A 12,697-nucleotide genomic window follows, 5' to 3' on the forward strand; every position below is an offset into this window, starting at 1 on the left:
TTACCGTAACCGCAGATAACAATGTGCGCCACACGTTGCACTTGTCGCCAGGCAACCCCGACAGCACCACGAACAGCGCCCTTCACCTGGCCACCTAAAAACATTATGAAAAACCAAGCAATCATCAAACAAGCCGGAGAGTATGTATTTACGCTTTTAAAGCAAAGGCTCTCCAAGAAACTTGTTTACCACAACTACAAGCACACTTTTGAGACGGCAGCCGAGGCTCAGGACCTGGGCGAGCGCAGCCAGTTGCCGCCAGACCAGCTGCAGGACCTCGTGCTGGCAGCATGGTTCCACGACACCGGCTACATCGATGCCTATGCTGGCCACGAGGAGGAAAGCGTCCGCATTGCCACCGAGTGGCTGCAGGAGCAGAATTACCCCCAGGAGGGCATCGATCGCATCAGCGGCCTGATTCGCGCCACGCAGCACGACGTGGAGCCCGAGACGCCACTGCAGGAGTTGCTGGTGGATGCGGACATGTCGAACATCGGGAAGGAGACCTTTTTTGCCACCGCTGAGCTGCTGCGCGTGGAGTGGGAAATTTACCAGGACCGTTTTTTCTCGAACCATGAGTGGGAGCAGTTTCAGATGGACTTTCTGCTTTCTACCACATTCCATTCGGTGCCGGCGCAGCAGAAGTTTGCCGCCCAGCTTGGCCTGAACATACAGGAGCAGCGCAACCGCTTAAGCGAGGCAGGCGAGGAGAAGAAGAAGGAAACGAAGAAAGGGCGCAAGACCCTGGCCCAGCCCAAGCGCGGCATCGAGACGATGTTCCGGAACACGTACCGCACGCACCTCGAGCTAAGCGCCATCGCCGACAACAAGGCGAACATGATGATCAGCCTGAACGCAATTATCCTCTCTGTTATTATCACCTACCTAAGTGCCCAGACTTCCATACTTGGTTCCGGCACTGGCCTGGCTACCTACCGTATTTTAGTGCCGATCGGGATTTTACTCCTGACCACGTTGGGCTCTGTGGTAACCGCCATTGTTTCGGCACAGCCCGAGGTAACCAGTTTCTCCTTCAAGAAGAAGAAAGACAAGAAGATAAACTCCCGAAAGATAAACATCCTGTTTTTCGGTAACTTCACCAACCTGCCCCTTGAGGATTTCCAGAGCGGCATGCACGACATCATGCGCGACAAAGACTCGCTTTACAACAACATGATCACCGATATTTATTACCTAGGAGTTGTGCTGGAACGCAAGTATAAAATCCTGCGCATTTCCTATACCATCTTTATGGTGGGCCTTGTGCTGACGGTATTGGGCTTCATCATTGCTATGGCCTCTTATTAAGGGTTCGGCTGGAGTAGTGCTTTTTGGTGTTGGGGTGCGTTTGCTATACTTCTCCAGGCACTACTTCTGCTACAATTCGTCATTTGCAGGGGAGGCTGACGAAGCTTTGTTCCTGTTATACCAGGTTGAAGTTTAAAAGCCTGAGCTTATACTTGCCCAAGGCAACCCAGATGGAGTATTTATACTTGGTTTGCCTTGCCATATTTGGCTAGGTGGGCTTTACGGAAACCAACAGGTAATTATTCATCGCCCTTGAAGAAAACCCTGAAGGTAGTACCCTTGCCCAAGGAACTCTCCACCTCTATTTTCCCGTCTGCATCCTCCACCATTCTTTTCACGATGAACAGGCCCAATCCCGTGCCTTCTACATCGTTGTTGAGCCTGACGTAGCGCTCAAACACTGCGTCCGTCTTGTCTTCCGCTATACCCAGCCCGTTGTCGCTGAAGGATAGCAGGACATAGTCATTCAGCTTTTCGGTTTTGATGCGTATCTCAGGCGCTCTATCTGGTGCTTTGAACTTGAGGGCATTGCTCATCAGGTTATAGATGATGCTTCTGGCGTTCTTCCGCGACAGGTTAATCTCCGACTCGTTTATCTGCATGTCAAAGCGCGCGCCGGTTTCATGTATCTTGTCTTTAAGTGCAAGCTGGGCGTCCTCTATCAGATTCTCGAAGTTCACACGCTCTGCCTCCTTGGCAAAGTTGGTGTCACTTTCCCTGATGTCAGCCAGTTCTACGACTGTTTTGCGGAGGTTGCCCACAGACTTACTGAGCATGTCTATGATTTCCTTTGTATCGGCTTCCTCTCCCCGGATCTCCTTCAACAAATGAATCAACCCTTCAATGTTTGAGAGGGGGCCTTTAATGTCGTGCGAGAGGGAGAAGATGATGCTCTCATAACTCTTGTTCAGCTTTTCATATCCCTTTAAAATCTCTATGCGGTCGTTTATATCAATGAAGGTGATGATGACGCCATTGGCTCTGTTCTCTTTCCTGATAATATAGGGCAGGATGTTCATCTGATACCACTTCTTATCGGTCGTCTGAATTTCCTTCTCCAGGTCCTTGTTGCTTTCAATCACCTCCTCAATGTTCTCGATGATGGTTGGGAAGCGGATATTACTGGACACCTCATCCATGTGCCTGCCTATGTCAGCTTTGGAGAGCCGGAAATGCCTCATGGCGGGCGGGGTGAACTTGCGGAGTATCATATCGGCATCGACAAAAAGCTGCGGAATGATGGTATTGCTGAAGTAGTTCTCCAACTCATCGTTCAACTCAATAAGCTTTCGGTGTTCTGCTGTCTTCTTGGATGGTTGCTCCATGGGTGATGGATTTGTACCTATAAGCTGAAAGATACGGATAGTAAATGATACGGATAGTAGTCGTGCTTAACTGGAATGGCATGGGTTTAGTTGCATAGCCCCACCCCTTTGTTCACGCAACTTGCAGTGCAGCGGGATTACAAAGCCATACTCCGTGTCTGTGCTGCCCTGTTACCCCGTACCGGGGCCTAACTTTACACGTAGAACAGCCTTGTATGATGGCGCCAATGTCTTATATTTGCGCGTGTGGCTGACTTACAACGGTATTATGCTTACAACCTGCTGAAGTTGCTGTAATATAAATTCAGGCTGACGCCGTAGTGAGCCAGATCTCGATGAAGGCTACCAGATCAAATTTTCCGGCCCTGTAGTTCAACGGATAGAATAGGAGTTTCCTAAACTTTAGATAGCAGTTCGATTCTGCTCGGGGCCACTAAAAAGCCAGCCTTTGCTTTTCAGCGGCTGGCTTCTTTTATAGCGCCGCCTGTGTCTGCGGTCTAGGTGTACTGGTTAGCTGTAGTATACTAAGGGCCGACTAGTGCCTTCTGTTGCACGAATGCTGCACCGCATCCCTTTTTTTGATTAAATTAGCCGCATGATACTCTTCCAGAACGGACTTATTACCCTCGACTACAACCCTGCCACAGATTTGCTGCATGTGGAGTGGCCGCAGTTTCAGGAGTATGCGGTGAGCGAAGCCCGGCATGCCCTGCAGGTGATGGTGGAGACAATCCGCAACTACGATATTAAAAAGCTGTTTCTGGACACCCGCCAGGTTCAGGTAGACGTGAGCGATGCCGAGTACATGGCCGTGCTCAGGGAGTTCGGGGCTGACCTGGCAAACACCCGCCTAAGCAAAGTATCACGGATGGTGGCCACAGACCACAACCGCGAACGCAACGTGCAAAGCGTAAAGGAACAACTACAACTGTCCTTCCCTTTGATGGATTTCACCGACCAAGATTCTGCCCTGGAGTGGCTGCTGGCGGAGTAAGAGTTCCTAAAGCCTGGTTATAGGGTATGGATTTGCGCCTGCGCCTGTAACCTAATGGGCGCGAAAGCATATAACAGGGGAAGTATAGCAAACCTGTTCATGGAAAAAACGCTGCTCTTAGTTTTAGCCCTTCTCCTTCTTGGCGCCTGCTCCGGCGATAGCACCGGCACAAACACACAGGAACAGGTGGATAATGCCCGTATAGACCAAGCCCCGCCCCTTCCCCCGGACGCGATCTATGCCACCAGGCCGCTGGTAAGCGGCAAACTGTACAGCCGCCCCGACTTCAAGGCCAGCACCGTTGTGTACTTCGATACGTCCCAGCAGGTGTACATCCTCGACACAGCCAACGTGATGTTTGCCAAAGCCCGCATGCGCAAAGACACCACCTCCCACACCGGTTATATTCCTAAAACCATACTGCCGGAGCGCAGGTAACAACAGGTGGCATTTGGGTGTTGGTCCTTGCTGCAGCGGCGGACACAAAAAAGCGGCGGCCCTTGCAAAGCAAAGGCCGCCGCCACATATATTGTAAGAGTCGCTGCTATTTCACTACCACCCGCCGCACGGCACTGTAGTTATCCGCCTCCAGCTTTACATAGTATAAACCCTTGGCATAACGGTCCAGGTTAATGGTTCTTGTCAGGGTGGGTTCTGAGCGCGTCAACGTTTCGCGGTGAATCTCGTTTCCGATAACGTTAATAATGCTCAGCTCCAGTTTCTGGGCTTTCAGGTTAGAGATAGAAATCGTGAAGACGCCATTACTTGGGTTAGGGTAAATAGCCACATCCTCCTCCTGCGCTAACCCAAGCGGGTTCTGTTGGTTAGTTTCCTGCGCCGCCTGCACCTGAGCCGGGGCCTTTATTTGCGCCTGTGCCATCAGCACAGACACGCTCATAAAAACAGCAAGTATAATTTTTTTCATATATTCTAGTAGTAGAAGTCCTATAGTAAGTTAGTAGGTAATAAGGTAATAGACAAAAGTCGTTCCACTTATTTAAAACGATACACCCCTTATTTTGTTCTTGTATTGTACCCCTAAAAACAGGGGCATTCACCAAGTATTTCGCTTTTATTTAGGATAAAAAGGATATACGCAAAATTAGAAAAAAATGACAAATGATGTGTTGGTAATTGGAGGGGGGCTCGCAGGACTTGTCAGCGCACTGGGGCTGGCACGGGCGGGCCTGCAGGTTAAGCTTGTCGAAAAGAAGGCGTACCCCTTCCATAAGGTGTGTGGGGAGTATGTATCGAACGAAGTGCTGCCTTACCTGTGCCAGCTGGGTGTGTCCGTTAGCTCACTGGGCCCCGCCCGCATCAACCGCTTTCTGCTAACCTCCCCCACCGGCAAGGAGCTGGAGGCTAAACTGGACTTAGGCGGGTTTGGCCTAAGCCGCTTTACGCTTGATAATTATCTGTATCAGCTGGCCGAACAGGCGGGCGTACGGTTTATACTTCAGAAAACGGTGCGGGAGGTTAGCTTTGAGAACGACATTTTCACCGCCCAACTTTCTGGCGGCCAAACGGTTCAGGCGCGCGTGGCGATCGGCGCCTACGGCAAGCGCTCCAACCTAGATCGCCAGCTAAACCGCCGCTTTTTTCAGAACCGCTCCCCGTACATCGGTGTGAAGTACCACGTGAAGTATGATTTCCCGCGCGACCTGATTGCCCTGCACAACTTTAAAGACGGCTACGCCGGCACTTCAGCCATTGAGGGCGACTGCTACTGCCTCTGCTACCTCACCACCCGCGATAACCTGAAAAAGCACGGCACCATACCTGCCATGGAGCAGGCCGTGCTTTACCGGAACCCGCACCTGCGCCATATTTTTGAGACGGGGGAGTTTATGTACGAGCAGCCGGAGGTGATCAACGAGGTATCCTTCGCCACCAAAACCTGTGTAGAAGACCATATCCTGATGGGAGGCGACTCTGCCGGCATGATCACGCCACTCTGCGGCAACGGCATGGCCATTGCCATCCATTCGGCCAAGCTGCTGACGGAGCAGGTGCTCTACTACTTCTCAGAAGGCCAAAACCGGCAGGCGCTGGAGGCGGGTTATACCCGTGCCTGGAAAAAGCAGTTCGAGAGCCGGCTGCGCGTGGGCCGCACCGTACAAAACCTGTTTGGCAGCCCGGTGGTGTCGGAGGTGGCGGTGGGCGCGCTGAAACATATTCCGGCGGCCGTAAAGCTGATTATGCGCCGCACGCACGGCCAGCCCTTCTGAAAAATAGTACAAATCTATTAACAAGTCGCCTGCGTACCTGTTAGCATAAGTAGCGGGCACCAACTGCTCCGCTGCAACTATCAAACCTAAAAGCCACACCTTGCCTTTGCAGGCTTGCTAACTCCCGTGGCCACCGGTACCGCCATTTTTATACTATGATAACAACGACTTCCATACTTCGTAACAGGACCCTATGAAAAGCTACCTATGTGCTATCGGCACAGCCAACCCACCCCACAAGATACCGCAGATGCAGGTAGCTGATTTCATGGCCAATATTTTACAGTTCGGTGAGCGCGACACCCGAAAGTTGCAGGCGCTCTACCGCTTAACGGGCATCGGCCAGCGCTTCAGCGTGCTGGAGGACTATACCCGCGACAACGGCGACTTCACCTTTTATCCCAACACCCCTACCCTGGAGCCTTTTCCCACGGTGCAGCAGCGCATGGGCGTATACCGCGAGCATGCTGTGGCGCTGTCGGAGCAGGCGATTCGCACGTGCCTGGAGCAGGCGCCGGAAACAGGTATGGAGGATATCACGCACCTTATTACCGTAAGCTGCACGGGCATGTATGCGCCCGGTTTGGATATTGAACTGGTGGAGCGGCTGGGGCTGCCTACCACCGTGCAGCGTACCTCCGTTAATTTCATGGGCTGCTATGCCGCTTTCAACGCGCTTAAACTGGCTGACTCCATCTGCAAATCCACGCCGGAGGCAAAAGTGATGGTGGTTTGCACCGAGATTTGCACCATCCACTTCCAGAAAAACACTGAGCAGGACCAACTGGTGTCGAACGCGCTGTTTGGCGATGGCTCCGCAGCCGTGCTGGTGCAGGGGCAGCCAAGCTGTGAGATGGCCCTGGAGCTACAGTCTTTCCACTGCGACCTGGCACCGGCTGGCAAAAGCGAGATGGCCTGGCACATCGGCGACACGGGCTTTGAGATGACGCTGTCCTCTTATGTGCCTGAGCTGATTAAAGACGGTATCAAAGCGCTTACCGACCGCCTGCTGCAGGGCCTCAAAACGAAAGCTTCCGAAATTAACCTGTATGCCATCCACCCCGGTGGGCGCCGTATACTGGAGGTGATTGAAAAGGAACTGGGTATGACGCGCGACGACAATCGCTTTGCCTACCAGGTGCTGCGCGAGTTCGGCAACATGTCGTCGGCCACGGTGCTGTTTGTGCTGAAGGCCCTGATGGACACCCTCACGCCGCAACACCAGGACGAGCCGGTGCTGAGCTTCGCTTTCGGCCCCGGCCTTACGCTCGAATCCATGCTACTGAAAGTACATTATGTGGACGCTTAAACACCGGTCATACGAGCCCGAGATCATGGACGACCTGACCATCTCCTCAGACGAGATGCGCCAGACCCTGAACGAACTGGAGGTGATTAATAACTGGCTGGGTGGGCATAAGGTGATTCTGGATGCGCTCGATAAGCTGGTGGCCGAACATAAACCGCAGCTCCTGCGCATTGCTGATATTGGCTGCGGCGGCGGCGACACCATGAAGAACATTGCCCGCTGGGCGCGTCGCAAAGGCGTAAAAGTAGAGCTGGTGGGGGTAGATGCGAACGATTTTATTGTGCAGTACGCCCGCAATCACTGCAGCGAGTTTCCGGAGATACAGGTAGAGCAGCACGACGTTTTCTCGGATGAGTTTGCCCGCGAGCAGTATGATGTGGTGGTGTGCAGCCTGTTTTGCCACCACTTCACCGATGAGCAACTGGTGCAGATGTTCCGGCAACTGCACCAGCAGGCGCAACTGGCCGTTATCATCAACGACCTGCACCGGCACTGGCTCGCGTACTACTCCATCAAGTGCCTGACAGCTGTGTTTTCCAAATCGCCGATGGTGCAGAACGACGGGCCGCTTTCGGTATGGCGCGCCTTTAAACGGCCGGAACTGGAACGGTTGGTGCGGGATGCAGGTATAAGCACGTATAAACTGCGCTGGATGTGGGCTTTCCGGTGGCAGCTGCTGCTACATAAGCCCTGATTCACGCCTCTGACAAGAAACTATGACCAAGAAAACCATTAACCTCTGGATTCTCTTTGCCGTCTCCATCGTCATCTCGGCGTTGCTGATCTCGGTGTTCGTTAAAGCACTGAAGCTTGTGCTGATGGCCATACTGGTGCTTGCCCTGACTCCTGTTGTTTTCTTTATACTAAGGCGCTTCTTCCCCGCCAAAAAGGATAGCTCTGATAAGCTGGGGAAAAGGGATTAGGAGCGTTTCTTCCCGAGCCTATTTTATCCTCTTTTTATAGTGATGCCGTTCTAAGTTTACTTTCATCTCGCCGATAGGAGAGATCTCCACGCATTCCAGATAGATTTTTCGCTTTGCTCGAAATGACAGTCAGGGAACGACATTCAGAAAAACAGGTATGGAGAAGCACGCCAGAAGTATAAACTCACCCCTAACCCCTCCGAGGAGGGGAATTGTTTCCCGCTAGTATTTCCATACTTCCTCCAGGTAGTGGGGTCACACAAGCATAGCTAGCTGAAATATCAAGCAAACCAAGGCTACCTTTCTAACTCCTAAACATTGTAACTATCTAACTCAAAACCACAGCTGTTGCGCCAGCCGGAAGGTGTTGGCGTGGGCCTCTACGATATGCGCTATTTGCCTGGAGTAGCCGCCGCCCATACTTACCGCCACGGGCAGGTTGTGTTGCCGGCAAAGCTCCAGCACCGTGCGGTCGCGCTGTTTGCAGCCGTCTATGCTCATGCCCAGTTTGCCTAACTTATCGGTAGCCAGCACATCCACCCCCGACTGAAAAAACACGAACTCCGGCTGCACGGCATCGAGCAGGCGCGGCAGGTGGTGCCGGAGCAGGTGCAGGTAAGTTTTGTCGTCCGTGCCCTCAGCCAGCGGTACGTCCAGGTCGGAGTTCTCTTTGTGGAAAGGATAGTTGTGGCCGCAGTGCATGCTGAAGGTAAACACGCGCGGCTCGTTTTCAAAGATCTGGGCAGTGCCGTTGCCCTGGTGCACATCCAGGTCCACCACCAGCACTTTGCCGATGCCTTTATACCTGAGCAGGTGGTTTGCGGCAATGGCGATGTCGTTGAGCAGGCAGAAGCCCTCGCCGCGGTTGGTAAAGGCGTGGTGGGTGCCGCCGGCAATGTTCATCCCGATGCCATACTCCAGCGCAAACAAAGCCGCCTGCACAGTGCCGTTCATAATTACCACCTCGCGCTGCACCAGCTGCTCAGAAAGCGGAAAGCCTGTCTTCCGTACTTCGGAGGCAGACAGTTGCAGGTGGCTCAGGCGGTGCCAGTAGTCGGCGTCGTGCGTGTCAAGTATAAACTGTGCGGGTAGTGGCTCCGGTGCAAAAAGATTATCAGAAGTAATGGTGCCCTCGTACAGCAGCTGCTCAGGCAGCAACTCATACTTCGCCATTGGGAAGCGGTGGTTCTCCGGCAGGCTGTGGGCGAATATCTCAGACCAAGCTATCTTCAGCATATCGCAAAGCTAACAAGAATTGCGCCGCCAAGGTTTAGTTATACTTACAGGAGAGTCCCAAAACACAGGCACCACTTTCTCAGGCCAGTGCAATTAACAGCCTTACCAACTGCTGAGTTGATAAATTCTGAAACTTTTTCAGAATCGGCCCACGCAAGTGGAATTCCCCTTGTTTTCAGAGGTGTCATTGTGGATAACTATGTTAACTCAACAGGCTTATCCACGATTTTGTGTTGATTGCCTATTAACAAAGCCTGAAAAACGTAATATTCCATTAAAAACAACGGCGGCACTATATTTAGTTTAAGCCTTGTTTCTGGCTGCAAACGGAACCAACCAAGCCACCACATCCACTAATAATCACATTCTAACACCCTGCCTGCATTTATACTTTGTGGCGCTCATAAAAATCATTCCAGCAGCTCAGGTTTCCTGACGGGCATGTACCTATAACCTGAGGAGATAAATCAAGTATAAACATAAGTAGATATTCTCAAGTATGGGAATCGATAAGCTAAAGCCACACACTATGAAAAAGCAACTGTTACTCGCGCTACTGATGATCTTTTCAGTGACGGGTTATGCACAGATAGAAGGTCCTAACCCGGTAAACCAAAACCATAACTTGTTCAGCAGGTCACCTAACTCAGGTATCGGTATAAAAGGCGGCGTCAACTTCTCGAACGTGCACGGCAGCGATGCCGATATCTATGGCGAAACAAACAATTTCACGTCTTTTCACGCTGGTATCTTTGCCCAGTTTGCCATCAGCGAGGAATTCTTCTCTATTCAGCCCGAGCTGCTTTATACCCGCAGGGGCTTTGAGCGGCAGGACTCGGTTTTCAGGTTCGACTACCTTGAAGTGCCTGTACTGGCCGTGTTCAATATTTCCGACAGTTTCAGCGCACACCTTGGCCCGCAGGTGGGGGTGATGATGTCATCCAAGCAGGAGGACAAGGAAATTGACCTGGAGCCCTACAACACGTTTGACTATGGCCTTGCCGCTGGCCTGGAGGCACGTTTTCTGGAGCGCCTGAGGGTAGGAGCACGCTACGTCCACAGCTTTGCCGACCTGCGCAAGGAAGACGACAACGGCAACAGCATCGACCAGAATATAAAGACGGGGGTGATACAGGTGTACCTGGGCATCAGCCTATAGCCAGGCGCCTGCCGAAAGTATAAAAGTATGCCTACGAAGCCGGGCCGGGTGCCTGGCTTCTGCTTTTTAGGGGCATTTGCGGTTGTAAAATATATCGTTTTAAGTAGTTACAACGTAAGTTAGGCATCGCTGCGGCGTTTTTAACCTAACCCAACCCCTATGGCCAAGCCCCCCTGTACGCTGCTCCTGCAGTTGGCGCTGCTGCTTTTTACCCTCGGCGCCTGTGATACCAGTATCCATACCGATGAAGCCATTGTGGGCGATGCCATCGAGGAAAAGGCACAGCCGGAGCCTTCTGTGGTGTTTGAGATAGATACAGCCAAAAGTGAGCTTACCTGGATCGGGGCCAAGATGACGGGCCGCCACAACGGCGTTTTCGACCTGCAGCGCGGGGAACTGTACATGACCGACGACCTGCTAACGGGCGGGCACTTTGTGATAGACATGACCACCACCCGCTCCACGGACAAAACCATTGACGCGGAGAGCAACAAAAAACTGACCGAGCACCTGCGTTCCCCCGATTTCTTTGACACCGAGCGCCACCAAACCGCGGAGTTTGTGCTTACGGGCATTTCGCCCTACGACAGCCTAAGCGAAAAGGCCAGCCAAACCAAGGCCACCGCTTACAGCGAGCAGCGCGTTAAAAACCCCACTCACCGCCTCTCCGGCAACCTGACCATCAAGGGGCAAACCAAAAGCGTGTCGTTTCCGGCACGTCTCACCATGGAAGACAGCCTGGTGCGCGCAAAGGCAAACTTCAATATAGACCGTACCAAATGGGGGCTCGTGTACCGCTACGACACCTCGTTGGGAGAGAAGACGATCCGGCCTGAAGTGAACATTGGTTTGGACATTGTAGCAAAGCCGAAAAAGCGTTAGCAGCCAGCAGCTTATACCTGGTTAACCTGTCCTGTGCCCCTGTGCGTTAGTTGCAGCCTGGAATTATTTTATGCTAAAGCCCGTTTTTGCTCGTTCCTAGTCCTAAACAATACCTATTGCACATGAGAAAATACCTTTGCCTGATTCCCTTGCTTTTGTTTGCGCTTACCGCCAGTGCACAGAACCCGCAGTTGGCCCGGTTTAACGAGCAGCAGGCAAATACGCTGGAAACAGGCATGCTGGTGCTGGGCGGCTGGGCCATCCTGAACATCCTCATCAGCAGCTACCAACTTACCAAAGCAACCCGCAACCGCAGATACTTTTACCAGATGAACCTGTACTGGAACATCGTGAACCTTATTATAGCTGCGCTTGCCCTTTACAGCATACTTACAAAAGACGCCATGGCGCAAACACTGGCAGAGAGCGTGCAACTGCACAGCTGGTATAAAAAAATACTGTACCTGAATGTGGGCCTGGATGTAGCCTACGTGCTGCTGGGAACTTACCTGAAGGAGCGCTCACGCAACACACCCCGTTACGAGAAACTGCAGGGTTGGGGCCAGTCGGTGCTGCTGCAGGGTGCTTTCCTGTTTTTCCTCGATCTGGCTTTGGTTGTTTTGTTGGAGGCTCCTGCCAACCAGCTGTTCCAACTTATCCCGGCAGCCTGATTTATATTTGCAGCCCCATTAAAAAAGCCGCACCTGAAATTGATCAGGTGCGGCTTTTTTAATGGGGCTGGTTTGCCTAGCGGTTGTGCTTTCCTTCGGCAAACTCCTCTATCATCTTCTTATTGAAGGCCGGGATGTCGTCCGGGTTGCGGCTGGTTACCAGTCCCTGGTCCACTACCACTTCTTCGTCTACCCAGTTTGCGCCAGCGTTTACCAGGTCCGTCTTCAACGTGTGGTAGCTGGTCATTTTCCTGCCTTTCACCTTGCCGGTTTCAATCAGCGTCCAGGGGGCGTGGCAGATAGCCGCCACCGGTTTGCCGCTTTCCATAAAGCTGTTCACAAAGCTCACGGCCTCTTTGTTGGTGCGCAGGTTGTCGGGGTTCATCACGCCGCCGGGCAGCAGCAGGCCGTTGTAGTCGTTGGCGTTTACCTCGCTTAGCTTCTTGTCTACCTTAAATTTGTCGCCCCATTCGGTATGGTTCCAGGCTTTGATTTCGCTGTTTTCGTTCGGGGAGATGATGTGAGCCTCGGCACCCGCGTCTTTCAACGCTTGCATGGGCTTGGTAAGCTCCACCTGCTCAAATCCCTCTTCTACCAGTACTGCTATTTTCTTTCCCTCTAATTTATTCGCCATTCTTAAGTTTGTTTTATTGGTTAAACAT

14 protein-coding genes and 1 tRNA gene are annotated in these 12,697 nt (G+C 52.3%); 11 read left to right on the forward strand and 4 right to left on the reverse strand.

All coding sequences use genetic code 11. From position 1 onward, the window contains the following. Positions 1–105 precede the first annotated feature (105 nt). On the forward strand, positions 106–1,308 hold the full coding sequence (locus A0W33_RS07000) for a Pycsar system effector family protein (RefSeq protein WP_068837496.1): 1,203 nt from the start codon (positions 106–108) through the stop codon (positions 1,306–1,308). 239 nt (positions 1,309–1,547) lie between these two features. On the opposite strand, the gene A0W33_RS07005 is transcribed toward A0W33_RS07000, so the two are convergent. Beyond that, a complete protein-coding gene (locus tag A0W33_RS07005; RefSeq protein WP_068837497.1) occupies positions 1,548–2,633 on the reverse strand; it encodes a sensor histidine kinase in 1,086 nt (361 codons plus the stop codon). 361 nt (positions 2,634–2,994) lie between these two features. Here A0W33_RS07005 and A0W33_RS07010 point away from each other — a divergent pair. From A0W33_RS07010 to A0W33_RS07020, 3 genes are all read left to right on the forward strand, one after another. Continuing rightward, positions 2,995–3,066 (forward strand) — tRNA-Arg (locus tag A0W33_RS07010). A gap of 162 nt (positions 3,067–3,228) precedes the next feature. Then, positions 3,229–3,627, forward strand: a complete 399-nt coding sequence (locus A0W33_RS07015) for a hypothetical protein (RefSeq protein ID WP_068837498.1) — start codon at positions 3,229–3,231, stop codon at positions 3,625–3,627. Positions 3,628–3,681: 54 nt separating this feature from the next. After that, on the forward strand, positions 3,682–4,065 hold the full coding sequence (locus A0W33_RS07020; protein WP_068837499.1) for a hypothetical protein: 384 nt from the start codon (positions 3,682–3,684) through the stop codon (positions 4,063–4,065). Positions 4,066–4,171: 106 nt separating this feature from the next. Here A0W33_RS07020 and A0W33_RS07025 read toward each other — a convergent pair whose 3' ends face one another. Beyond that, entirely contained in the window at positions 4,172–4,552 is a 381-nt protein-coding gene (locus A0W33_RS07025; protein ID WP_068837500.1) for a T9SS type A sorting domain-containing protein, read from the reverse strand. Between the two features lie 187 nt (positions 4,553–4,739). Between A0W33_RS07025 and A0W33_RS07030 the strand changes: the two genes are divergently transcribed. From A0W33_RS07030 to A0W33_RS07045, 4 genes are all read left to right on the forward strand, one after another. After that, positions 4,740–5,855 (forward strand): NAD(P)/FAD-dependent oxidoreductase, encoded by a 1,116-nt coding sequence (locus tag A0W33_RS07030; protein ID WP_068837501.1) that lies wholly within the window; start codon positions 4,740–4,742, stop codon positions 5,853–5,855. 193 nt (positions 5,856–6,048) lie between these two features. Then, a complete protein-coding gene (locus A0W33_RS07035; RefSeq protein WP_068837502.1) occupies positions 6,049–7,164 on the forward strand; it encodes a type III polyketide synthase in 1,116 nt (371 codons plus the stop codon). Then, a complete protein-coding gene (locus A0W33_RS07040; RefSeq protein ID WP_068837503.1) occupies positions 7,151–7,858 on the forward strand; it encodes a methyltransferase domain-containing protein in 708 nt (235 codons plus the stop codon). Before A0W33_RS07035 ends, A0W33_RS07040 begins: the two co-directional genes overlap by 14 nt. 22 nt (positions 7,859–7,880) lie before the next feature. Beyond that, a complete protein-coding gene (locus A0W33_RS07045; protein ID WP_068837504.1) occupies positions 7,881–8,087 on the forward strand; it encodes a hypothetical protein in 207 nt (68 codons plus the stop codon). Between the two features lie 333 nt (positions 8,088–8,420). On the opposite strand, the gene A0W33_RS07050 is transcribed toward A0W33_RS07045, so the two are convergent. After that, positions 8,421–9,323 carry a histone deacetylase family protein gene (locus A0W33_RS07050; RefSeq protein WP_068837505.1) on the reverse strand — a complete coding sequence of 301 codons (903 nt, stop codon included), beginning with the start codon at positions 9,321–9,323 and terminating at the stop codon, positions 8,421–8,423. Positions 9,324–9,852: 529 nt separating this feature from the next. On the opposite strand from A0W33_RS07050, the gene A0W33_RS07055 reads away from it, so the two are divergent. The 3 genes from A0W33_RS07055 to A0W33_RS07065 all read left to right on the forward strand — a co-directional run bounded on the left by A0W33_RS07055 (position 9,853) and on the right by A0W33_RS07065 (position 12,035). Continuing rightward, the gene (locus tag A0W33_RS07055; protein WP_068839980.1) at positions 9,853–10,482 is read left to right on the forward strand and encodes a porin family protein; all 630 of its coding nucleotides are present in this window, start codon (positions 9,853–9,855) and stop codon (positions 10,480–10,482) included. Between the two features lie 159 nt (positions 10,483–10,641). Then, a complete protein-coding gene (locus A0W33_RS07060) occupies positions 10,642–11,364 on the forward strand; it encodes a YceI family protein (protein ID WP_068837506.1) in 723 nt (240 codons plus the stop codon). A 122-nt stretch (positions 11,365–11,486) separates the two neighbouring features. Next, positions 11,487–12,035, forward strand: a complete 549-nt coding sequence (locus A0W33_RS07065; protein WP_068837507.1) for a DUF6992 family protein — start codon at positions 11,487–11,489, stop codon at positions 12,033–12,035. A 76-nt stretch (positions 12,036–12,111) separates the two neighbouring features. Here the strand turns inward: A0W33_RS07065 and A0W33_RS07070 are convergent, their stop codons facing one another. Then, a complete protein-coding gene (locus A0W33_RS07070) occupies positions 12,112–12,669 on the reverse strand; it encodes a type 1 glutamine amidotransferase domain-containing protein (protein WP_068837508.1) in 558 nt (185 codons plus the stop codon). Positions 12,670–12,697: the final 28 nt, after the last annotated feature.

This window comes from Pontibacter akesuensis, from assembly GCF_001611675.1.
Classification (GTDB): domain Bacteria; phylum Bacteroidota; class Bacteroidia; order Cytophagales; family Hymenobacteraceae; genus Pontibacter; species Pontibacter akesuensis.